The sequence below is a fragment of the Massilia endophytica genome, assembly GCF_021165955.1.
In the GTDB taxonomy this organism is placed as follows: domain Bacteria; phylum Pseudomonadota; class Gammaproteobacteria; order Burkholderiales; family Burkholderiaceae_D; genus Rugamonas; species Rugamonas endophytica.
This window is the reverse complement of the sequence record NZ_CP088952.1, coordinates 5,208,494-5,231,058: the sequence shown is the minus strand read 5'-3', so window position 1 is coordinate 5,231,058 and position 22,565 is coordinate 5,208,494. Positions and strand designations below refer to the sequence as shown.

General features: G+C 64.7%; 20 protein-coding genes. 5 read left to right on the top strand and 15 right to left on the bottom strand.

Annotated elements, in window-relative coordinates:
• Positions 1 to 5: 5 nt before the first annotated feature.
• The 9 genes from LSQ66_RS23970 to LSQ66_RS23930 form a co-directional block, all read right to left on the bottom strand.
• On the bottom strand, positions 6 to 206 hold the full coding sequence (locus LSQ66_RS23970; RefSeq protein WP_231767660.1) for a hypothetical protein: 201 nt from the start codon (positions 204 to 206) through the stop codon (positions 6 to 8).
• 66 nt (positions 207 to 272) lie between these two features.
• Positions 273 to 1,403: a deoxyguanosinetriphosphate triphosphohydrolase gene (locus tag LSQ66_RS23965; RefSeq protein ID WP_231767659.1), complete on the bottom strand. Its 1,131-nt coding sequence runs from the start codon at positions 1,401 to 1,403 to the stop codon at positions 273 to 275.
• Positions 1,404 to 1,407: 4 nt separating this feature from the next.
• Positions 1,408 to 3,027 (bottom strand): bifunctional shikimate kinase/3-dehydroquinate synthase AroKB, encoded by a 1,620-nt coding sequence (gene aroKB / locus LSQ66_RS23960; protein ID WP_407659653.1) that lies wholly within the window; start codon positions 3,025 to 3,027, stop codon positions 1,408 to 1,410.
• Positions 3,028 to 3,064: 37 nt separating this feature from the next.
• Entirely contained in the window at positions 3,065 to 5,287 is a 2,223-nt protein-coding gene (locus LSQ66_RS23955; protein WP_231767657.1) for a beta strand repeat-containing protein, read from the bottom strand.
• A 39-nt stretch (positions 5,288 to 5,326) separates the two neighbouring features.
• Entirely contained in the window at positions 5,327 to 7,483 is a 2,157-nt protein-coding gene (locus LSQ66_RS23950; RefSeq protein ID WP_231767656.1) for a type IV pilus secretin PilQ, read from the bottom strand.
• On the bottom strand, positions 7,480 to 8,007 hold the full coding sequence (locus LSQ66_RS23945) for a pilus assembly protein PilP (protein WP_231767655.1): 528 nt from the start codon (positions 8,005 to 8,007) through the stop codon (positions 7,480 to 7,482). The genes LSQ66_RS23950 and LSQ66_RS23945 overlap by 4 nt, the downstream gene beginning before the upstream one ends.
• On the bottom strand, positions 8,004 to 8,669 hold the full coding sequence (locus LSQ66_RS23940; protein ID WP_231767654.1) for a type IV pilus inner membrane component PilO: 666 nt from the start codon (positions 8,667 to 8,669) through the stop codon (positions 8,004 to 8,006). Before LSQ66_RS23940 ends, LSQ66_RS23945 begins: the two co-directional genes overlap by 4 nt.
• Positions 8,670 to 8,671: 2 nt before the next feature.
• Complete coding sequence (locus LSQ66_RS23935) at positions 8,672 to 9,286, bottom strand: PilN domain-containing protein (RefSeq protein WP_231767653.1); 615 nt, start codon at positions 9,284 to 9,286, stop codon at positions 8,672 to 8,674.
• Positions 9,286 to 10,359 (bottom strand): pilus assembly protein PilM, encoded by a 1,074-nt coding sequence (locus tag LSQ66_RS23930; RefSeq protein WP_231770191.1) that lies wholly within the window; start codon positions 10,357 to 10,359, stop codon positions 9,286 to 9,288. Before LSQ66_RS23930 ends, LSQ66_RS23935 begins: the two co-directional genes overlap by 1 nt.
• Positions 10,360 to 10,733: 374 nt before the next feature.
• On the opposite strand from LSQ66_RS23930, the gene LSQ66_RS23925 reads away from it, so the two are divergent.
• Positions 10,734 to 13,001, top strand: coding sequence for a penicillin-binding protein 1A (locus LSQ66_RS23925; protein WP_231770190.1), 2,268 nt, complete (start codon positions 10,734 to 10,736; stop codon positions 12,999 to 13,001).
• A gap of 88 nt (positions 13,002 to 13,089) precedes the next feature.
• On the opposite strand, the gene cyaY is transcribed toward LSQ66_RS23925, so the two are convergent.
• Complete coding sequence (cyaY, locus tag LSQ66_RS23920; protein WP_231767652.1) at positions 13,090 to 13,431, bottom strand: iron donor protein CyaY; 342 nt, start codon at positions 13,429 to 13,431, stop codon at positions 13,090 to 13,092.
• Here cyaY and lptM point away from each other — a divergent pair.
• Positions 13,370 to 13,660 (top strand): LPS translocon maturation chaperone LptM, encoded by a 291-nt coding sequence (lptM, locus tag LSQ66_RS24835; protein WP_407659547.1) that lies wholly within the window; start codon positions 13,370 to 13,372, stop codon positions 13,658 to 13,660. The two genes, cyaY and lptM, sit on opposite strands and share 62 nt — an antisense overlap.
• 3 nt (positions 13,661 to 13,663) lie before the next feature.
• A complete protein-coding gene (gene lysA, locus LSQ66_RS23915) occupies positions 13,664 to 14,932 on the top strand; it encodes a diaminopimelate decarboxylase (protein ID WP_231767651.1) in 1,269 nt (422 codons plus the stop codon).
• Here the strand turns inward: lysA and LSQ66_RS23910 are convergent, their stop codons facing one another.
• From LSQ66_RS23910 to LSQ66_RS23890, 5 genes are all read right to left on the bottom strand, one after another.
• Positions 14,933 to 15,556, bottom strand: coding sequence for a protein-methionine-sulfoxide reductase heme-binding subunit MsrQ (locus LSQ66_RS23910; RefSeq protein WP_231767650.1), 624 nt, complete (start codon positions 15,554 to 15,556; stop codon positions 14,933 to 14,935). It abuts the gene before it with no gap.
• Positions 15,556 to 16,533, bottom strand: coding sequence for a protein-methionine-sulfoxide reductase catalytic subunit MsrP (gene msrP, locus LSQ66_RS23905; protein WP_231767649.1), 978 nt, complete (start codon positions 16,531 to 16,533; stop codon positions 15,556 to 15,558). Before msrP ends, LSQ66_RS23910 begins: the two co-directional genes overlap by 1 nt.
• Before the next feature lie 73 nt (positions 16,534 to 16,606).
• Positions 16,607 to 17,758, bottom strand: coding sequence for a c-type cytochrome biogenesis protein CcsB (gene ccsB, locus LSQ66_RS23900; protein ID WP_231767648.1), 1,152 nt, complete (start codon positions 17,756 to 17,758; stop codon positions 16,607 to 16,609).
• Positions 17,759 to 17,788: 30 nt separating this feature from the next.
• On the bottom strand, positions 17,789 to 19,864 hold the full coding sequence (locus LSQ66_RS23895) for a cytochrome c biogenesis protein ResB (protein ID WP_231767647.1): 2,076 nt from the start codon (positions 19,862 to 19,864) through the stop codon (positions 17,789 to 17,791).
• 113 nt (positions 19,865 to 19,977) lie between these two features.
• A complete protein-coding gene (locus LSQ66_RS23890; protein ID WP_456085728.1) occupies positions 19,978 to 20,643 on the bottom strand; it encodes a c-type cytochrome in 666 nt (221 codons plus the stop codon).
• Positions 20,644 to 20,783: 140 nt separating this feature from the next.
• On the opposite strand from LSQ66_RS23890, the gene yihA reads away from it, so the two are divergent.
• Positions 20,784 to 21,476 (top strand): ribosome biogenesis GTP-binding protein YihA/YsxC, encoded by a 693-nt coding sequence (gene yihA / locus LSQ66_RS23885; protein WP_231767645.1) that lies wholly within the window; start codon positions 20,784 to 20,786, stop codon positions 21,474 to 21,476.
• 1 nt (position 21,477) lies between these two features.
• Positions 21,478 to 22,488 carry a porphobilinogen synthase gene (gene hemB / locus LSQ66_RS23880; RefSeq protein ID WP_231767644.1) on the top strand — a complete coding sequence of 337 codons (1,011 nt, stop codon included), beginning with the start codon at positions 21,478 to 21,480 and terminating at the stop codon, positions 22,486 to 22,488.
• Positions 22,489 to 22,565: the final 77 nt, after the last annotated feature.

Here is a 22,565-nt window from a genome sequence, read left to right as displayed (position 1 = left end):
GCGCCTCATGGGAGATATTTCCCTGCCGTAAAGGCAGCGAGCGCGAGGGCCGTTGCCGTGGCGAAGAACCAGCGGATGAGCTTGCTTTCAAGGCGCGCGAGGTCTTCCCTCGTCGCGTAGTTGGAAAGGATGATGGCCACATCCTTTTCAAGGGCGGCCAGGCGGCGCTCGACGCTGCCGCGCCATTCGGCTGAGGTGTCGTCCATGATCGTTCCATCATGGTCCGCTCCGGCGCGGGCGTCAAGCCGCGCCGCTGCGGTGCTTGAGGAGGCTCAGAGCTCTTCGAGCGAGTAGATGCGGTGGTGTTCGCGGATGGCGTAGCGGTCCGTCATGCCCGCGATGTAGTCGGCGATGCGGCGCGCCTGCTGGGTGGCGTCGCCGCCGGTCACGCGGTAATCCGGCGGCAGCAGCGAGGGCTCGTCCGTGAAGGCGGCGTAGAGCTCGCGCACCATGCGGCTGGCCTTGTGCCGCATGCGGTTCACCTTGTAGTGCCGGTACAGGTTCTCGTAGAGGAAGCGCTTGAGCTCCGTCGCGTCCTTGCGCATCTGATCGGAGAAGCGGATCAGCGGCGGCGAATGGCGAACGGCGTCGATGTCCCTGGGCGCGGCCTCGCGGATGCGCTCACTGGAGGTGGCGATCAGGTTGTCCGCCAGCGCCGTGATCAGGCGGCGCAGGGTTTCGTACACGGCGCGGCGGCCGGACAGGCCGGGGAAGCTGGCCTGCACCTCGCGCCACAGGCGCGCAAAGAAGTCCACCTCCTCAAGCTGCGCAATCGTGATGAGGCCCGAACGCAGGCCGTCGTCGATATCGTGGCTGTTGTAGGCGATTTCGTCCGCGAGGTTGGTGAGCTGGGCTTCCAGCGAGGGCTGGGTGCGGTCGATGAAGCGCTGCGCCACTTCGCCCAGCTGGCGCGCGTTGTTCAGGGAGCAGTGCTTGAGAATGCCCTCGCGCGTTTCGAACATCAGGTTCAAGCCGTCGAAGGCGCCGTACTGCTCTTCGAGCTGGTCCACCACGCGCAGGCTTTGCAGATTGTGCTCGAAGCCGCCGTGCTCCTTCATGCACTCGTTCAGCACATCCTGCCCCACGTGGCCGAAGGGCGTGTGGCCCAGGTCATGCGCGAGGGCGATGGCCTCCACCAGGTCCTCGTTCAGGCGCAGGTTGCGCGCCAGCGAGCGGCCAATCTGCGCTACTTCCAGGCTGTGGGTCAGGCGGGTGCGGAACAGGTCTCCTTCGTGATTGAGGAAGACCTGGGTCTTGTATTCGAGGCGGCGGAAGGCCGTGGAATGGATGATGCGGTCGCGGTCGCGCTGGAACTGGCTGCGCGAGGCGTGCGGCGTTTCGGGATAGCGGCGGCCGCGCCCCTGGTCCGAATGTGCGGCATAGGGGGCGAGCGCTTCTTCCATTCGCTTACTCCACGCAGGCGGCCAGGGTGGCCAGCAGCAGTTCCTGTGGCGCCGTGGTGACCACGGCGGCGCCCAGCGGCTTGAGCAGGATGAACTTGATCGCGCCGCCTTCGTTTTTCTTGTCCACTTCCATCAGTTCCAGCCAGCGTTCGGCGCCGAGGTCCGGCGCCTTGACGGGCAGGCCCGCCGCAGCCACCAGCTTGCGGATGCGTTCGACCGCCGCCGCATCGATGTAGCCCATGCGGTGCGACAGGTCCGCCGCCATGACCATGCCGCAGCCCACTGCCTCGCCGTGCAGCCAGGCGCCGTAGCCCATGCCCGCCTCGATGGCGTGGCCGAAGGTGTGGCCGAAATTGAGAATGGCGCGCAGGCCGCCTTCGCGCTCGTCCTGGCGCACGATGTCGGCCTTGATTTCGCAGGAACGCGCGATGGCGTAGGCCAGGGCGCCCTTGTCGCGCGCCGCCAGCTTGCCGATGTTCTCTTCGATCCAGCCGAAGAAGGCGGCATCGATGATGCAGCCATGCTTGATCACCTCCGCCAGGCCCGCCGCCAGCTCGCGCTGCGGCAGGGTTTGCAGGGCGGAGGTATCGGCCACCACGGCCTTGGGCTGGTAGAAGGCGCCGATCATGTTCTTGCCCAGCGGGTGGTTGATGCCCGTCTTGCCGCCCACCGAGGAATCCACCTGCGACAGCAGGGTGGTGGGTACCTGGATGAAGTCCACGCCGCGCATATACGAGGCCGCGGCGTAGCCCGTGAGGTCGCCGATCACGCCGCCGCCCAGGGCGATGAGGGTGGTCTTGCGGTCGCACTTGTGCTCCAGCAGGGCGTCGAAGATCTTCATCAGGCTGGACCAGTTCTTGTGCTCCTCGCCGTCCGGCAGCACCACCGCGATCACGTCCTTGCCCGCAGCGGCCAGCGGGGCGCGCAGGCGCTCCAGGTAGAGCGGCGCCACCGTTTCGTTGGTCACGATGGCGACCTTGGCGCCGCTCACGTGGCGGGCCAGGAGTTCAGGGTCTTCCAGCAGGGCCGGGCCGATGGAGATGGGGTAGCTGCGCTCGCCCAGGTCCACATTGAGAAGGATATTGGTCTGTTCGGTCATCGATGGTTCTGCTTTGGTGCTGCAGTTGGGCGCCGCCTGGCAGGCCAGGCTGTCCAGCTGGTTCAAAATGATCTGAACCATCGATTGTACGTTAGGCCGGCCGGTATCGACCACGAGATCGGCCATTTCCATGTAGAGGGGCTCGCGCTGGGCCAGCAGCTCCTCCAGCTTGCGGCGCGGATCGGCCGTCTGCAGCAGGGGGCGGTTCTTGTCGTGGCTCGTGCGGTGCAGGATGCTGTTGATGCTGGCGCGCAGATAGACGACGGTGCCGCGCTGCTGCAGCAGCGCGCGGCTGTCGGCATTGAGGATGGCGCCGCCGCCTGTGGCCAGGACGATGCCGTCCTGGCTGCACAGGTCGCGGATCACGTCCGCTTCGCGGCGGCGAAAGCTTGCTTCGCCTTCGATCTCAAAGATCCAGGGAATCGAGGCGCCGGTGCGCGCCTCGATCTCATGGTCCGAGTCGACGAAGCGCCATCCCAGCTTGCGGGCGAGCATACGGCCAATGGTCGTCTTGCCCGCCCCCATCAAACCTACCAAGTACACATTTTGCATTCAATCCGGCTTAGTCAGCGTTGGAGCAGCCCGCCAGGATTCCATAGGGGCTGCGCACGCCCGGAGGGGTCGTGTTCTTGCTAGTATAATCCGCGCCCAGCCCCGGCAGCACGGAATAGCCCACATAGCGCGCTTCCGTGCCCGCGGTCTGGCCGGTGATGGTCAGGTCCACGGCAACCCAGTAGGCGCGGTCGCGTGCATAGGTCAGCGACACGATGGCGCGGCCGCTGGCATCGGTGGTGCCGGTAGAGGTCACGGTGACCGGAATGCCTGGATCGAGGCGGCCGTTGCCGTTCACGTCCTCGGAAGGGCCGAGGATACCGTTGCCATCCAGGTCCTCATTGAGGCAGGTGGCGGTGGGCTGCTGCACCCAGGGGCCGTCAGGATCGGCGTAGACGAAGATGCCCTTGGAGTAGGTGCGCGGACGCACGGACGCCGTCACGTTCACCCCCGATTTGGCATTGCCCGCCGCATCCGTCACCAGCACGGTGTAATCGACGCGGTAGGTGGTGGTATCCGGCGTGGCGACAGTGTTGCCCGTACCGGCGGAAATGAACAGCGCCTTCTGGCCCACCGTCAGCGAAGCAACCGCCGAAGCGTTCGAGCCGCCTTGGATCTGGGCGCGGATCTGGACGCCGTTCACGGCGCTGGACGATGTGCCCGCGATATAGCTCACCGTTGCCGAACCGTCGCTGCCGGTGATCACGACCGCAGGCTGGGTCAGGGTGCCGCCGGTCGGGTCGCTGACGATGGTGAAGGCCACCGGTGCGTTCTTGACCAGATTGTTGGCAGGCGTACCGTCGCGCACCACGGCGCGGATCGCAGCCTGCTGGCTGGTGCTGCCCGCCGCATTGGCGCCAACCACGGAAGGATCGGCCTGCACGCTGATGGTGGCCGTAGCGGACAGGGCCGCCACGAATTCGACCTGGCCTTGCGCCGTGGCGTTGTTGGCGGTGGTGGTCGCGGTCAGCGTGGCCAGGCCGGGGCTCGTGGCCATCACATAGGCAGTGGCATTGCCGCTCACCAGGGGCAGGGCCACCGTCAGCGGCGAAGCGCAGGAGGCATCGCTGTACACGGTGCCGCGGGAAGAGCTGACGCTCACGGTGCCGCCGAGCGGGGTGCCGCCCACATCGCTGTGGATGGCGACGGGATGGCACTGGTTGATGGTGGCCAGGGGCTGGGCCACGCCGCTGCCGTTCACCACTGCGACGGTGAAGTTGGCGTTGCTGACGCTGATGGCGGCACTCGCCGTTTCGCCCATGGCGGATACGGTGACCGTATCGCTGCCCGCGCTGGCGGCAGCGTAGCTCAGCGTGAGCTGGCCTGCGGAGTTGGTGACGGCGGCGCCGCCGCCCTTCACGCTCAGCTGGTTGCGCGTTGCGGAGTAGGTGACGGCCTTGCCGTTCAGCGGATTGCCCGCGGAGTCCACCAGCTTCACCGTGACGTCGGTGGAGGTGCCCACGCTCACGGCGCTGCTGGCGTTGATCTGCAGCTGGGTGCCCACCACGCTGACAAGGGTGGTCACGGGTTCGACGCCGGCGATGGCCGCCGTCACCTTGATGGTACGGGAACGCGCATCGTTGCCGGTGCTGAGTTTCTCGGTCACGCGGCCGGTGGCGTCGGTGATGCGGGTGCCGGCGGTCAGGCTGCCGGAATCGGCCGACAGGGTCACCTTCACGTTCGGCATCACGGTGTTGTTGGAGTCCTTGACCAGGGCCGTCACCGTGACTTCCGAGCCTGCGGCGCCCGAGGACTGCAGGGTGCCGGAGTCGGTGGTCAGGGTCAGGGACTGGCTGCCGGCGACCACGTTGACCTTGATGTCATTCGAGTTGACGCCGCCCGCGCTGGCGCGCACGGTGATGGTGCGCGGCGTGGCGTTGCCCTTGGTGCTCAGTTTTTCGGTCACGACGCCGTTGGCGTCCGTCACGCGCGTGGTGTTGCTGACGTTGCCCGAATCGGCGGTGAAGCTCACGGTCTGATTCGGCAGCACATTGTTGCCGCTGTCCTTGACGACCGCCGTCAGCGTCACTTCGGTGCCGTCCAGGCCCGAGGAAGGCATGCTTGCTGCGCTGGCCGTCAGCAGTACGCTGGCGACCTTCGGCGCCGGCGTCACGCCGCCCGGGCCGGTGCCGGCGGAGCCGCCCCCGCCGCCGCAGGCAGCCAACAGGCCGGCACAGGCGAAGGCGCCCAGCCAGCCGCCCAGTTTTCGGAACAACTGATTCGCGGTAGTCATCTCTTATTACCCTTTTTTGTTGGAGCTTGAATGCTGTGATCAGCGCGTGCTGAGGCGCTCGGCCACGATCTTCGGCGTGATGAAGACCAGCAGTTCGGTCTTCTCGTCCGTGCGCGCGGTGTTGCGGAACAGGTAGCCCAGTACCGGGACGTCGCCCAGCAGGGGCACCTTGGTCTCGGTATTGCGCAGTGTTTGCTGGTAGATGCCACCCAGGACCACGGTGCCGCCGTTCTCCACCATCACCTGCGTCTTCACGTGCTTGGTGTCGATGGCGAAGCCCGCTCGGGTTTCCTGGCCCACGCTGTCCTTGTTCACGTCCACGTCGATCACCACGTTGCCGTCCGGCGTGATCTGCGGCGTCACCTCCAGGCGCAGGTTGGCCTTGCGGAAGACGATGGAGGTCGCGCCGCTGCTGGTGGCCACCTGGTAGGGCAGCTCCAGGCCCTGTTCGATGGTGGCCACCGCCTTGTCGGCCGTGACGACGCGCGGGCTGGAAATGATCTTGCCCGTGCCTTCGGCTTCGAGCGCGGAGAGTTCAAGGTTGAGGAAGCGGTTGGCCGCCGCGTTGAACAGGCTCACAGCCAGGTTGCCCGCCGCCAGGCCGTTGATCGGGGCCGCAGGCAGGTCGATCATGGTGGAGTTGGTGTAGCCGTCGCCGTTGTCGGGCGTCTGGCCCGTGACCTGGCCGATGCCGGTGAGGTTGCCGCCCAGGCCGATGCGGGTGTTGCTGCCCTTGCCCAGGGCCCAGCCGGTGTCGCCGCCGCGCAGGGTGCGCAGGTCGGCAAAGCCCAGCTTGGCGCCCAGGTTGCGCGTGAAGCCGTCGTTGGCTTCCACGATGCGGGCCTCGATCAGCACCTGCTTGGTCGCCACGTCGGTCTTTTCGATCAGGCGGCGCACGTCCTCGATCTTGGAGGCGATGTCGGTCACGAAAAGCTGGTTGGTGCGCGGCTCGATGATGGCGCTGCCGCGCTTGGACAGGATGCGGTTCTTGCTGTCACCGCCGCTTTCGAGGCCGAACACCGTTTTGAAGGCCTCCGCCTTCTGGTAGTTCAGCTGGAAGATCTCGGACTTGAGCGGCTCCAGGTCGGCGATCTGGGCGCGCTGCTCGAGCTCCAGCTTCTCCTTGGTGAGCAGCTCCTCCTTGGGCGCGATCCAGATCACGGAGCCGTTCTTGCGCATGTCCAGGCCCTTGGCCTGCAGCACCACGTCCAGGGCCTGGTCCCATGGCACTTCCTTCAGGCGCAGGGTCAGGTTGCCGCTCACGCTGTCGCTGGTGATGATGTTCAGGCCCGAGATGTCGGCAATGGCCTGCAGCGCCGCCCGCACTTCCACGTTCTGGAAGTTGAAGGAAAGCTTCTCGCCGCGGTAGCCCTGGGTGCCCTGGGTCAGCTTGTTCGGGTCTTCCTTGATCGGCTTCACGTCCACCACCAGCTGGGTATCGCTCTGGTAGACGCTCTGCTCCCACAGGCCCTTGGCCTCGATGGTCATGCGCACGTTGTCGCCCCTGGGCACCGTGGTGATGAGGGAAACGGGAGTGCCGAAGTCCGTCACGTCCAGGCGGCGGCGCAGGGTTTCCGGCACGCCGGTCTTGAGGAAATCGACCACCACGCCGGTGGCGGTCTGGCGCACGTCCACGCCCACCTGGCTGTTCGGCAGGTCGACCACGATGCGGCCTTCGCCATTGCTGCCGCGGCGGAAATCGAGGTCGCGCAGCAGCTGCTTGCCCTGGGGCGCGGCAGGCGCCGCCTGGCGCACGGGCAGGCCGCGGGCATCGACAGCGGTGGCGACGCCGCCGGAACCGTCGATGGTCAGGATCACCGCATTGCCGTCGACGGCGGTAGCGTAGTTCAGGGCGCGCTTCAGGTTGAACACGAGGCGCGAGCGTTCTCCCGCCTGCACCACATTGACCGAGCGCAGGTCGCCCAGTTCCATCTCGTGGGTGGTCTTGCCCGTGCCGTTGCTGGTGGCGCCGAAATCGAGGGCGATGCGGGGCGGGTTGGTGATGGCGAACCCGATCGGCAGCTTCTCCGGCGGGTTCTTCATGGCGATCTTGACGATCAGGTTCGAGCCTTGCTGGTTGGCCGTCACCGACTCGATGCTGTTGCCTTGCGCGTATGCCAGCACGGCAGTGCCGGCCAGCGCCAGCGCGGCGCCGCATTGGCGCAAGCACCGCGTCAGGGTTCCGATGGCGATCATTGCGTGCTCTCCTTGCTATCCTGCAGTTCCAACTTGGACATGCGCTCGACCCAATCGCCGGTCGCATCCTGTACCAGTTCCTTCACGTTCACCGTGTCTTCGCTGATCGACGTGATCAGGCCGAAGTTCTGCCCGAGGTGCTGCCCCTGCCGCACCTGGTACACCGAGCGGTCCACCTGCAGCAGCGCATAGGTCACGCCGCCCTTGGCCAGGGTGCCCACCATCTTCATGGTGTCGAGCGGGAAGCCTTCGAGGAACTCCTTGCGCCGCCCCGTATCCGGCTGGATGCCGCCGCCGGGACGCGCCTTGGCCAGTTCGGCCAGCAGCTTGTTCGGGCTGAAGGGATCGGGCGCATCCTGCGCGGCGTAGGCGAAGGGCACGAAGGTCTTCGGCTCCTCCAGCGGCTTGACCGCCACGCGCGTCTGCGCATCGACTTCCTTCATCCATTGGCGCACTTCCTGCACGTCGCTGTCGCCGCAGGCGCTCAGCAGAAGCAGGCAGGCCAGGGAGGCGAGCTTCCTCATTTCTTCGCCTCCTTTTTCTTCTTCTCGGCGGCCGCCTTGCGCTGGGCCAGCACTTCGTCCTGGTCCAGGTAGCGGAAGGTCTTGGCCACGGCGTCCAGGGTCAGGCCGCCGTCCTTGCCGGTGCTCAGTTCCATATTGTTCAGCGTGACGATGCGCGGCAGGTTCGCCATGTCGCCCGCGAAGGCGCCGATGTCGTGGTAGCCGCCCGTCACCTTGATCACGATGGGCAGCTCGGCGTAGTAGTCCTTGACCAGCACCTGGCCTGGCTTGAACAGCTCGAACTGCAGGCCGCGGCCCAGGCCCGCCTGGTTGATGTCCGACAGCAGGGCCGCCATCTCCGCCTTGCTCGGCAGCTGCTTCTCCAGGCGCACCACGTACTGGTCCACCTGGGCCTTCTGCTTGATGAGCGCATCCAGGTTCACGGCCTGCGCCGTTTTCAGGCGGTACTCGTCGCGCAGCTGCTGTTCCTTCGCGGCGCCCGCCTCCTGCTCCTCGAACTGGCCGCTCCAGTACAGGAAATGCCCCAGCACCACCACGGCGATGGCCACGCCGATGCCGCACACGATGCGCGGCGCCAGCGGCCACTGGCCGGGATGTACGCCGTTCAGGCCGCGGAACTGGGCCGCGAAGTCTTCTGCCAGCTGTTTGATATCGGTCGCCATGGTCAGGCCTTTGCTGCGGGCTTCGCGCCCGGCTTGTCGTCCGCCGGCGCATCCTTGTCGCGCGGGCGCTTGATGGCGACGACCAGGTTGAACTCGACGACCTTCTTCGCCGTCTTGCCCTGGCCCAGGTTGGAGGAGCGCACCTCGATCAGATCCGGCTTCTCCAGCCAGGGCGAGGCGCTCGACAGGTTGCGCAGCAGCTCGGAGACTCGCTCCTGCGACTGGGCATAGCCGTTCAGCGTGACGCGCTGGCCGTCCTGCTTGAAGCCCTTCAGGTAGACGCCGGGCGGGGTCTGCTTCACCAGTTCGTCCAGCAGGTAGACGGGCTGGTTGCGGTCGCCCTGCAGATCCTCCACGGCCTGCTGGCGCGCCTTCAGCGCTTCGATTTCCTGCTTCAGCGTGGCGATCTGCGCGATCTTCACGTCCAGGCCCTTGATAGCGGTCTGCAGCACCTCGTTGCGCTGCTCCTGCACGGCGATGGCGCGGGCGTTGTAGCCGCCCACCAGCAGCACGATGCCCGCGCCGATCACGGCGGACAGCACCATCAGCGCGATAAAGGCCGCCTTGCGCTGCTTGCGCTTCTCCTCGCGGTGGGGCAGAAGGTTAATGCGTATCATCAGCCGAACCTCCGCAGGGCGAGGCCGCAGGCCACGAGATAGGCCGGCGCGTCGGCGCGCAGCTGGCTTTCACGCACGCCTGCTCCCAGCTGCATGCCCTTGAAGGGCGAGATCACGGCACTGGAGATGCGGGTGCGGCTGGCGATGATGTCGAGCAGGCCTGGCAGCACGGCGCAGCCGCCGGCCAGGTAGATCTGGTCGATCTTGGTGTACGGGGTCGAAGTGAAGAAGAACTGGATGGCGCGCGTCACTTCCAGGGCCGCGCTCTCGAGGAAAGGCTGCAGCAGCTCGGACGCGTAGTTCTCCGGCAGGTCGCCGGACTTCTTGCGCGCTTCGGCCTCCTCGAAGGACAGGCCATAGGCGCGCACGATATCCTGGGTCAGGGAGTTGCCGCCAAAGGGCTGCTCGCGTTCGTAGACGGTGGCGCCGTCCATCATCACGGAGATGTGCGTCACCTGGGCGCCCACCTGGAACAGGGCGATCACCTGCCCTGCCCCGCCTTCCGGCAGCTGGGCCACCACGCGGTCCAGCGCCGCGCGCGCGGCATACGATTCGATATCCATCACGGAGGCCTTCAGGCCGGAAGCTTCGGCCACGGCTACGCGGTCCTCCACCTTTTCGCGGCGCGCGGCGGCCAGCATCACTTCCACGTCATCGGTCGAATTGGCGACGGGACCGATCACGTCGAAGTCCAGGCTCACTTCATCCAGGGCGAAGGGAATGTACTGGCTGGCCTCGGATTCCACCTGCACTTCCAGCTGTTCTTCCGAGAGACCGGCTGGAAGCACGATCTTCTTTGTGATGACGGCGGCGGGCGGCATGCCCAGCGCCACGTTGCGGGCGCGCGTTCCGCTCTTCTTCAGCACGCGGCGCACGGCCTCCACCACCTGTTCCAGGTTCTCCACATTGCCATCGGTGACGGCGCCGCGCGGCAGGGCCTCGCTCGCGTAGCGCTCCAGGCGAATGCCGTCCTTGGCATCGGCAAGCTCCACCAGGCGTACGCCCGAAGAGCTGATGTCGAGCCCGATCAGCGGACCCTTCGCGCCCCCGAAGAGGGCTTTCAAATCCGGCATCATGGCAAGGAAACCAAGTTGGTTGACATAGTGGAAAACGTTTTAAAACCGTTACTTAGGTCGCAAAAATGAGACAGTACATTAGATGCTAGCAATAGAGCCGAGCCGGTGTAAAGGTATTTCTACAGCGCACTATTAACTGGCTGTGCGGGTTTCGCCACAGTTTTTTTGCCATCGGAATACCTTGGGAACAACTCTATTGTTACGTTAATCACGGCGTTTTTTAACTTTTCGAAGGCCGCCCCGGTGCGCGCGCCACGGCCTTGCCCCTCGCTTATAATGCCCTGCATCAAACCCCTGGACATCCCCGCATGACTGCAAATCACAACACGCCGCCCGGCAAGCACACTCCCGCACCGAAGAATATCCTCCTGATGGCCATGGCGTCCCTGGTAGGCCTGGTGCTGGTCGTGCTGCTGCTGATCGTGTTCGGCCTGGCCCTGGCCTACCCCAACCTGCCCTCCCTCGACACCCTGACCGACTACCGGCCCAAGATGCCGCTGCGGATCTTCTCGGCGGACAATGTGCTGATCGGCGAATTCGGCGAGGAGCGCCGCACCCTGGTCCACATCAAGGACATCCCGGACGTGATGAAGAAAGCGGTGCTGGCCATCGAGGACGACCGCTTCTACGAGCACGGCGGCGTGGACTACTGGGGCATCCTGCGGGCGGCCCTGCACAATGCCACGGGCGGTGCGCGCCAGGGCGCCTCCACCATCACCCAGCAGGTGGCGCGCAACTTCTTCCTCTCCAGCGAACAGACGCTCAAGCGCAAGGCCTACGAGGCGCTGCTGGCCTGGAAGATCGAACAGAACCTCACCAAGGACCAGATCCTCGAGGTCTACATGAACCAGATCTACCTGGGACAACGCGCCTACGGCTTCTCTTCGGCCGCACAGATCTATTTCGGCAAGAATCTCAAAGACATTAGCATTGCCGAAGCGGCCATGCTGGCCGGGCTGCCCAAGGCGCCCTCCGCCTACAATCCCGTGGTGAATCCGAAGCGGGCGCGCACGCGCCAGCAGTACATCCTGCAGCGCATGGCGCAGCTTGGCTATATCACCCCGGCGCAGTACGAACAGGCGAAGAACGAGCAGCTGAAAGTGAAGACCGACAGCAGCGAATTCGGCGTACACGCCGAATATGTGGCCGAAATGGCGCGCCAGCTGGTCTACGAGCAGTTCAAGGAAGACACCTACACGCGCGGCCTGAATGTGTTCACCACCATCACCAAGGCCGACCAGGACGCCGCCTACCTCGCCCTGCGCAAGGGCGTGATGGACTACGAACGCCGCCACCCCTACCGCGGCCCGGAAGCCTATGTAGACCTGCCGTCCAACAAGGCCGAAGTGGATGAAGTGATCGAAACCGAACTGGCCGAGCATCCGGACAGCGACGACATCGTGGCCGCCATGGTGCTGTCGGCGTCGCCCTCGAAGGTGACGGCGGTGACAGCGTCGGGCGAAGAGATCAGCATCACAGGCGCGGGGCTGGACATGGCCAAGTCCTGGCTCTCGGACAAGGCCGCGCCGAACAAGCGCGTGCGCCGCGGCGCCGTGATCCGTGTGACGCAGGAAGGCAAGGACTGGGAGATCACCCAGATGCCGGAGATCGAATCGGCCTTCGTGGCCGCCAGCACCGAAGACGGCGCGATCAAGGCCATGGTGGGCGGCTTCGACTACAACCGCAACAAGTTCAATCACGTGACCCAGGCATGGCGCCAGCCGGGTTCCTCCTTCAAGCCCTTCATCTATTCCGCATCGCTGGAGCGCGGGCTGTCGCCGTCGACCATGATCAACGACGCGCCGATTTCCTTCGACGCCGGCCAGACGGGCGGCCAGGCCTGGGAGCCGAAGAACTATGACGGCAAATACGAAGGCCCGATGACCATGCGGCGCGGCCTGACGAAATCGAAGAACATGATTTCGATCCGCATCCTGCACAAGATCGGCGCCAAGTACGGCCAGGAATACTCCACCCGCTTCGGCTTCGAGGCCGACAAGAACCCGCCCTACCTCACCCTGGCGCTGGGCGCGGGCGCGGTGACGCCGCTGCAGATGGCGGGCGCCTACGCGGTGTTCGCCAACGGCGGCTACAAGGTTTCGCCCTACCTCATCTCAAAAGTGACGGACGCCAGCGGCCGCGTGCTGTCGCAGGCCGCGCCGGATCGCGCGGGCGTGGAAGCGAACCGCGTGATCGACGAGCGCAACGCCTTCCTGATGGACAGCATGATGAAGGACGTGGTGCGCTTCGGCACGGCGACCAAGGCCCTGGCGCTCAAGCGTCCCGACATCGCGGGCAAGACCGGCACCACGAACGACTCCATCGACGCCTGGTTCGCGGGGTACCAGCCCAAGCTCGTGGGCGTGGCCTGGATCGGCTACGACCAGCCGAAGAACCTGGGCAACCGCGAAACGGGCGGCGGCCTGGCCCTGCCGATCTGGATCGGCTACATGCAGAAGGCGCTGAAGAACCTGCCGGTGGAAGAGCGGGTGGTGCCTGAAGGCGTGATCCAGGTGGACGGCGAGTACTACTACGCCGAAAACCCGCCGGGCACGGGCGTGCAGAGCCTGGAAGGCAACGCCCGCGGCACCCCCGAACAGGAAAAAGCCCGCGACGCGGTCAAAAACGAGCTCTTCTAGTTTTATTGCTTAAAGGGGTCTGTCCCCAATTAGGAAATATTCCCCTTGAGGAATATTTCCTAATTGGGGACAGACCCCTTTAAGAAACTTAGGGCTTTTCCGAGACAACGACGGGGGAGCCGCCGGATTGTTCGGTGGCGATCTGGGAGAGGGCCGCGAAGAGCTCGCTGCTGTCGCGCGTGTTGAGCCACTTGCCGTCCACGTGCCGGTAGTGGAAGCCACCCGAGCGCGCCGCCACCCACAGCTCCTGCATCGGCGCCTGGCTGTTGACGATGACCTTCGAGCCGTTGTGCAGGAACTCGATTTCCAGCACGTTGCCGCTGCGGCTGCATTCGGCGTCGATCCTGTCCTGCTCGGTCAGCCGGTCGATGGCGGATTCGATGGCGTCCAGCGTGGCTTCGGCCAGGTCCAGGAATTCGGTTTCGGTCATGCTACACTCCAAGATAATCTGTCAAACCGTGATTCTAATCGTGAAGTCCACTTTAGCACTGCCCGCCATCGTTGTCCTGTCCGCCCTGCTATCCGCCTGCGGCCAGACCGGCCCTCTGTACATGCCTAAACCGCCGGCAAAACCGGCGACGTCGAACGAGCTGGGCAAACCGGGTGTCGCGCCGCCTTCGGCGCCGGTGCCTTCGACCCCTCCAGCCTCCCAACAGTAATTTATGTCCCACTTCGAATATAAAGACGGCGTGCTGCACGCCGAAGGCGTTGCGCTGACCGCTATCGCCGAAGAGTTCGGTACGCCCGCCTACGTCTACTCCAAGGCCCAGCTGCTGGAGAATTTTGCCGCGTATGCCAACGCCGCCGCCGGGCGCGATGCGCTGGTGTGCTATGCCATGAAGGCAAACTCCAACCTGGCCATCCTGGACCTGCTGGCGCGCCAGGGCGCGGGCTTCGATATCGTGTCCGGCGGCGAGCTGCTGCGCGTCATCGCGGCGGGCGGCGACCCGAAGAAGGTGATTTTCTCGGGCGTGGGCAAGAGCGTGGAAGAGATGCGCCTGGCGCTGGAGCACGACATCCTGTGCTTCAACGTGGAGTCGATCCCCGAGCTGCACCGCCTGAACGAGGTGGCCGGCTCCATGGGCCGCAAGGCCCGCGTGTCCCTGCGCGTGAACCCGAACGTGGACGCGAAGACCCATCCCTATATCGCCACCGGCCTGAAAGCCAACAAGTTCGGCGTGGCCTTCAGCGATGCGCTGGAGACCTACCGCGTGGCCGCCACGCTGCCTCACCTGGACGTGGCGGGCATCGACTGCCATATCGGCTCGCAGCTGCTGGACGACGCGCCCCTGCTGGAGGCGCTGGACAAGCTGATCGAACTGATCGACACCCTCGGCGCGGAAGGCATCCACCTGCACCACCTGGATATCGGCGGCGGCCTGGGCATCGATTACGGCGATGGCGCCCCGGTGCCTGTGGGCGAATACCTGGGCCGCCTGTTCAAGCGCATCGACGCCTGGCGCGCCGAAAAGCACGGCGGCAAGCCGATCAAGGTGATTTTCGAGCCGGGCCGCTCCATTGTGGGCAACACCGGCGTGCTGCTCACGAAGGTGGAGTTCCTGAAGCACGGCGAAGAGAAGAACTTCTGCATCGTGGATGCGGCCATGAATGATATGGCGCGCCCTGCGCTGTACCAGGCGTGGATGGACATGCAGCCCGTGGTGCAGGGGAAGCCCGGCGGCACCGTGTTCGACGTGGTGGGACCGATCTGCGAATCCGGCGACTGGCTGGCGCGCGACCGCGACCTGGCCGTGGAGCCGGGCGACCTGCTGGTGATGAAGACCGCAGGCGCCTATGGCATGACGATGGCGTCCAACTACAACACGCGCGGCCGCGTGGCCGAGGTGATGGTGGACGGCAGCAAGACCCACCTGGTGCGCCGCCGCGAAACGCCGCAGGAACTCTTTGCGCTGGAGTCCCTGATCAAGTAATCAGGCCCGGACCGGGGCGCCAGCCCTGGTCCGCGACCACCACACGCGCAGCGCCAGCAGCGCAGTCACAATCACCAGGAAAAGCAGCGGCTGCCCCAGGTCGTGCTTGGCCGATTTCATCCACCAGAAGTGCAGCACGCCCAGCGGCGCGATCAGGTAGATCAGCCGGTGCAGCCATAGCCAGCGCTTGCCGCCCAGCCGCCGCACCATGGCGTTGGTGCTCGTCACCGCCAGCGGTATCAGCAGCACGAAGGCGATGAAGCCCACCGTGATGAAGGGCCGCTTGAGCACATCCTTCCACATCTCCTGCACGTCGAAGAAGTGATCGAACCACAGGAAGGTGGTGAAGTGCAGTGCGCCGTAGAAGAAGGCGAAGAGCCCCAGCATGCGCCGCAGCTTCAGCACCCAGTTCCATTTCGAGAGCCTGCGCAAGGGCGTCACCGCCAGCGTGATGCAGAGGAAGTAGAGCGTCCAGTCGCCGGTGGCGCGCGTGATGTACTGCAGCGGCTCCACCAGCGCCTCGTTCAGTACTAGCCACACCAGCTTTGCGAAGGGCAGCAGCGCGAGCGCGAAAGCGGCAGCCTTGATAGCGCCCAGCTGCCTGGGCGTGGGATTGAAAGCCATCAGAAGAACTTCTTGAGATCCATGCCCGAGTACAGCGATGCCACGTCGTTATAGCCGTTGAACTTGAGCGTCTTGCGTTTGCGGGAGAGGAAACCGTCTTCGCCGATACGGCGTTCCGACGCCTGCGACCAGCGCGGGTGGTCCACTTCCGGATTCACATTGGAGTAGAAACCGTATTCCGAAGGCGCCGCCATGTTCCAGGCCGTACGCGGCTGGTCCTTCACGAAGCGGATCTTGACGATGGACTTGGCCGACTTGAAGCCGTACTTCCACGGCACCACGATGCGCACGGGCGCACCGTTCTGGTTCGGCAGGGTCTCTCCGTACATGCCCAGGGTGAGCAGGGTAAGCGGGTGGTTCGCCTCGTCCATGCGCAGGCCTTCCACATACGGCCAGTTCAGCACGCGGCTGCCCACGCCCGGCATCTGCTTGCGGTCGGCCAGGGTGACGAATTCCACATATTTCGCATTGCCCGTGGGCTCGGCCTTCTTGATGATCTCGGAGAAGGAGTAGCCAACCCAGGGAATCACCATCGACCAGCCTTCCACGCAGCGCAGGCGGTAGACCCGCTCTTCCAGCGGCGCGAGCTTGAGCAGCGCGTCCAGGTCCAGGGTGAAGGGCTTTTTCACTTCGCCTTCGATGGAGACCGTCCAGGGCCGCGGCTTCAGCGTGTGCGCGTTCTCGGACGGATCGCTCTTGTCCGTGCCGAACTCGTAGAAGTTGTTGTAGGTGGTGGCGTCCTTGTAGGTGGTCTGCTTGTCCATCGCCGAATAGGCGGGATTGAGCTTGGCGGCCAGCTTGGGATTGACGCCTTGGGCGAAGGCTTCGCGGTTGGCCATCTCCCACAGGGCCGTTCCGGCAATGGCGCCCAGCCCCAGCTGCTTGATAAAGCGGCGCCGGTCCTCGAAGACTTCGCGCGGCGTGATTTCGGACGGGAACGGCCGGTCGAGGCCGTTTGGTGATTGCCTGATCAACATGTTTGTCGCTCCGGAATAGTGTTAATCGAACCTTACACCATTCCGTCGCTGACAGAGTTTCAAACCTTACAAATTAAAGCTTCCCATAAGAATGGAGGCCGGACAGGAACATGTTGACGCCGAGGAAAGCGAAGGTGGTCACCAGCAGGCCTACCAGCGCCCACCAGGCCGCGACGCGGCCGCGCAGGCCGGACATGAGGCGCATGTGCAGCCAGGCCGCATAGTTCAGCCACACGATGAGGGCCCAGGTTTCCTTCGGGTCCCAGGACCAGTAGCCGCCCCAGGCCTCGGCCGCCCACAGGGCGCCCAGGATGGTGGCGATGGTGAAGAAGGCGAAACCGGCCGAGATGGCCTTGTACATCACGTCGTCCAGCAGTTCGAGGGACGGCAGGCGGTCCACCAGGTAGCCGTGGGACTTCAGCAGGTAGGCCGAGGCCACCATGGCAGCCAGGGCAAAGGTGCCATAGCCGATGAAGTTGGCGGGCACGTGGATCTTCATCCACCAGCTTTGCAGCGCAGGCACAAGAGGCTGGATGTCCGACGCGCCGCGCGAGACTGTGTACCAGAGCAGGAAGGCCACCGCCGCCGAGATCACCAGCAGGATGAAGGGGCCGAGCTGGCGGGTCTGGTAGCGCTGCTCGTAGTAGAGGTGGAACATGGCCGTGATCAGCGCGAACAGGATGAACACTTCGTACAGGTTGGAGATGGGGATGTGGCCCACGTCCGTGCCGATCAGGTAGGACTCGTACCAGCGCACGAGCATGCCCGTAATGCCCAGCACCAGCGCGGCCCAGCTCAGGCCCGAGCCGATGGCGCCGCCCGAGGCCGACTTGCTCGCCAGGCCGATCCAGTAGAACAGCGTGGAGAGGAAGAAGAAGACGCTCATCCACAGGATGGCGGACTGGCTGGAGAGCATGTAGCGCAGCCAGAACTTCTTGTTCGCCATGTCCAGCTCGCCGCCGTACATGGAGATGGCCAGCAGCGCCAGCAGGAAAGTGAGGGGCATCACCCAGCGCACCGGCTTCCAGTGCCAGCCCAGCGCCGCGAACACGGGCGCGGAAGCGAGCAGGATTACCTTCTCGTAGATGTCCATGTAGGCGCCGAAGCGGTTGAACGCGTACAGGGCCCCGGCCAGCAGGGCCAGGCCGAACAGCCAGTCGAAGACGGTCAGGCGCTTGAAGTAGCCTGGCGCCTGCGTGTAGGTTTGCTTTTGGGTCATTTCCATTGTTGCATCTCCCAAGGTGTCGCTCACAGCTTACGCCGATTGCGGCAGTTTTTCCTTCAATTCGTTGAATTCCCGCTCGAAGTCCAGCGTCTTGCGCTGGGTGCTCATGGCCATGAGGGCGTGGCTGCCGCTTTCGTCGTCGCGCAGCCAGATCCAGAGGCGGCGCTCGCGGATGTAGAACATGGCGAACACTCCCAGCACCAGGAAGAGGCAGCCGAGGTAGACCACGTTCTTGCCCGGCGAGCGCGTCACCTGGAAGACGGAGGCTTTCACCTGCGTGAACTCTTCCAGTTGCAGGTAGACGGGCGCCTTGTAGAAGAAGCTGTCGGCCAATGCATTCGTCGCCAGCTGCAGGAAGCGGCCCTGCTGCTCCGTGCCTTCCAGCGCCTTCAGCCCGGCCTGCTCGCGCGAGGCCTGCCACAGCTCCCACAGGGTGCCGTTCAGGATCTTCATGAAGATGTCCGCCGCCTTGGCCTGCTCCTGTTCCGGCACCTTGCGCAGGAATTCGGTCACGGCCACGAAGCCTGCCGCCTTGTCGTCGCCCGCGAAGATCTCCAGGCTCTTCAGCGCTGACTGCTCCAGCTGGGCGCGCATCGTTTCGGCGTTGCCGGAGGACGGCATGGCGCGGCGGGCGTAGGCGGCCGCGGCCTTGGCGCGCAGGGCGGGATCGTGCAGGGCGGCGCGCAGGCGCATCCATTCGCGCACGCTGTGCTCCTCGTCCGCCGGAATGCGCAGGTAGCTGAAGGGCTCGCCCGGATTGCTGCGCACGCCAGCCAGGAAGACGGTCGCGTTATCGACCGTGATCGGCTGCATGTAGTTCTGGTATTCGCGCGCCTGGCCGGTCTTGTCGCGCAGCTTGTACTGCACGCTCGGGCCCACGTTCTTGAGGTCCTTGTTGTTCGCGTTCTTGGCCGCAGAACCCAGCTGCTTCGAGAGGGCCTCGTTCAGGTTTTCGCCCTTGGTGACGGCGCGCGCGTCCTCGCCGGCCAGGTTCTCCACATTGAAGGGACGGAAATCGCTCCACTCCACGGTATAGGCCTCGTTCAGCGGCGTGGAGCCGCCCACCTCGCCTGCAATGGCGAACTGGTCCGCCTTGGCGCCCTGCATGGGGAAGCCCGTGAGCTTGAGCTTGCTGCCGCCATCCTCGAAGCTGGACTGGTAGACGGCCAGCCCCTTGTAGATGAGGGGCTTGTTCACTTCGATCACGGAGGAGAAGGTCTTGCCGTTCTCGGGGTCGTGCACCGTTACCTCGCTGGCGAAGAGCTTGGGCATGCCGGTGCTGTAGAAATCGATATTGAATTTCTTGAGCTGGATGGTGAAGGGCAGCTCCTGGATCAGCACGCCATCCGCGCGCGGGATCACGGCGGTGTTGCTGGCCTGCCCTTCCGGAATCATGCTGTTGGCGCGGAAGGTGGGATTGTTGACGCTGAGGCGGTGCTGGGCGGGGATGTCCGCGATCAACCCGCTGCCCGCAAAGGGCTTCTTCCCCAGCACCCATTCCTGGAAGCGGATGGGCATGTCGGAATCGAGCAGGCCGCCGATGCAGATCACCACGATGGCCGTGTGGGCGAAGATATAGCCGAACTTGTTGGCCGCGCCCCGTTTGGCCGCGACGAGCGTCCCGTGCTCCTTGGGCACGATCTTCGCTTGGTAGCCTGCGTGGGACAGGCGCTGGGCCATCTCCTGGGCCAGGGCGTCGCGGCCCAGCCCAGACTGCCACTCCGCCTTGTGGTGGAAGTTGCGCAGCGACTGCTCGCGCACGTTCTCCCGCCAGCTGCGCATATCCTTGATCATCTTCGGCGTATTGCGGATGATGCACAGGGTGGTGGACACCACGAGGAAGCCCATCATCAGCAGGAACCACCAGGCCGAATACACGGCGTAGAGGCCGATCTTGTTGAAGACTTCGAACCAGAAGGGGCCGAACTGGTTGATATAGTCCGGCATTGCCCGGTTTTGCTGCATGATCGTGCCGATGATGGCGGAGATGGCGATCATCACCAGGAGGGCGATGGCGAAACGCATCGACGACAGCAGCTCCACGGCCTCGGCCAGGGCGGGTTGACGGGTGTTCAGGCGGATGCCGGTGGTGCTGGGTTTGCTCATGCGCATTGATCCGGAAATGAGGCTGGCAGCATAACAAAAAAGGCGGCCCGCATGCGCGGCCGCCCCTTTTCACTTCCATGCCCGCGCCTCTGGCGGGCGCGTTGCTTCAGAGATTACTTCAAGCCAGCCACGTAGTCGGCGACGGCTTTCATTTCGTCGTCGGACATGCGCTGGGCGATGGTGCTCATCTCGGCGCTGTTCTTGCGGCCGTTGGCCTTGAAGGCCGCCAGCTGGGCAACGGTGTAGTCCTGGTGCTGGCCGCCGATGCGCGGATAGCGGGTCGGCATGCCGTTACCGGCCGGGCCGTGGCAGCTGGCGCAGGCAGGCACGTTCTTCTCGGCGATGCCGGCGCGGTAGATCTTCTTGCCCAGCTCGATGGTGTCCTTGTTCTTGGCAGCGCCCGGCTTCTGGGTCTGGGTAGCCAGGTAGGCGGCGATGTTCAGCTTCTCTTCCTCGGTGAGCATCTTGGCGTAGGTGGTCATCACCGGCTGCTGGCGCTGCGGGCCGGTGAAGTCCACCAGCTGCTTGTGCAGGTAGACGGCGTTCTGGCCGGCCAGCTTTGGATTTGCGGCGATGGTCGAATTGCCCGCGGCGCCGTGGCAGGAAACGCAGGCCGGCAGGCCGCGCGCGTTGTCACCGTCGGCGTACAGGGTGGCACCCTTGGCCGCATCCACCTTGGCAGCCGGGGCGTGGGCCGCATCGGCAGCCACTGCGAGGCCCGAAACCGCCATCATTGCAACGAACATGGATTTTACAAACGGTGAAAACGCACGATTCATTCAGACACCCTGAAAGTCAATAATTAGAAGTAAGACATCGCGGCCCGCCCATAGGGGCGCGGCTACAATTCGTAACCCCTTATTGTACAATAGCTTTCCGGCGTTTAACGCCCCTTTTGTTGCAATTTCTGCTTATCTCCATGTCCAAACTCTGGCAAGCCCGCTTCTTCACGACCGTTAATCACCTGCGCGACCTGCCCCGGACCTCCGTGCCTGAAATTGCCTTCGCGGGCCGTTCGAATGCGGGAAAATCCACCGCGATCAACATCCTGTGCAACCAGAAGGGCCTGGCTTTCGCCTCCAAGACGCCCGGGCGCACCCAGCACATCAACTTCTTCTCGATCGGCGGGGCGCACGTCGCCATGCACCGCAAGGACGAAACGAAGGTGGACGAGATCCAATGCCTGCTGGCCGACCTGCCGGGCTACGGCTATGCCGAAGTATCGGGCGACGCCAAGCTGCACTGGCAGCGCCTGCTGGGCGACTACGTGCAGCAGCGCGAGCAGCTGGCCGCCCTCATCCTGATCATGGACGCGCGGCGTCCGTTCACCGACCTGGACATCCAGATGCTGGAATGGTTCGCCCCGACGGGCAAGCCCATCCACTGCATCCTGACCAAGGTGGACAAGCTCAACCGCAACGAATCCGTCAACGTGCTGCGCCAGGCGCAGGCCAAGCTCGACAGCTACGTGGACGAAGACGGCGAAGGCTTCCCCTTCACCGTGCAGCTGTTTTCCGCACTGAAGCGCATCGGCATCGAGGAAGCGACCGCGAAGATTGAAGAACTCGCCGGTTTGCACGACGATGCCGCGCCCACCGAACAAGGAGTCTGAGATGCCCCATTCCCACGTCAACGCCGCCTTCCCCGCCCTGCGCATGCGCCGCATGCGCCGCGACCCCTTCTCGCGCGCCCTGATGCGCGAGCATGCGGTGACGGCGTCCGACCTCATCTACCCCGTCTTCATCCTGGACGGCAGCAACAAGCGCGAGCCGGTGCTGTCCATGCCGGGCGTGGAGCGCGTTTCGGTCGACCTGCTGATGAAAGTGGCTGAAGAATGCGTCACGCTGGGCATTCCCGTGCTGGCCCTCTTCCCCGTGATCGACGCCTCGCTGAAGACGCCGGACGGCATCGAAGCCACCAATCCCGAAGGTCTGGTGCCGCGCGCCGTGCGCGAGCTGAAGAAGAATTTCCCGGAGCTGGGCATTCTGACGGACGTGGCGCTCGACCCCTTCACCAGCCACGGCCAGGACGGCCTGATCGACGAGAAGGGCTATGTGCTCAACGACGTCACGACGGCCATGCTGATCCGCCAGGCGCTGGCGCAGGCCGAAGCAGGCGTGGATGTGGTGGCCCCGTCGGACATGATGGACGGGCGCATCGGCGCCATCCGCAATGCGCTGGAGGAGAAGGGCTTCATCCACACCCGCATCATGGCCTATTCCGCGAAATACGCCTCGGCCTTCTACGGCCCCTTCCGCGACGCGGTGGGTTCGGCGGCCAACCTGGGCAAGAGCGACAAGGCCACCTACCAGATGGACCCGGCCAACAGCGACGAAGCGCTGCGCGAAGTGGCGGCCGATCTGGCGGAAGGTGCAGACATGGTAATGGTCAAACCCGGCATGCCCTACCTGGACATCGTGCGCCGGGTGAAGGACGAATTCAAGGTGCCGACGTTCGCCTACCAGGTCAGCGGCGAATACGCCATGCTGAAGGCTGCCGCGCAGAACGGCTGGCTGGACCACGACAAGGTCATGATGGAAAGCATGCTCGCCTTCAAGCGCGCAGGCGCCGACGGCATCCTCACCTACTTCGCCCTCGACATCGCCCGCAAGCTCAAAGCCTGAGCTCACTGCTCTGCTCGTGTCCACTTCTGGTGCCAGGGAAGATTTTTGGACACGAGCTCAGCGCTAGAGCAGTTAGG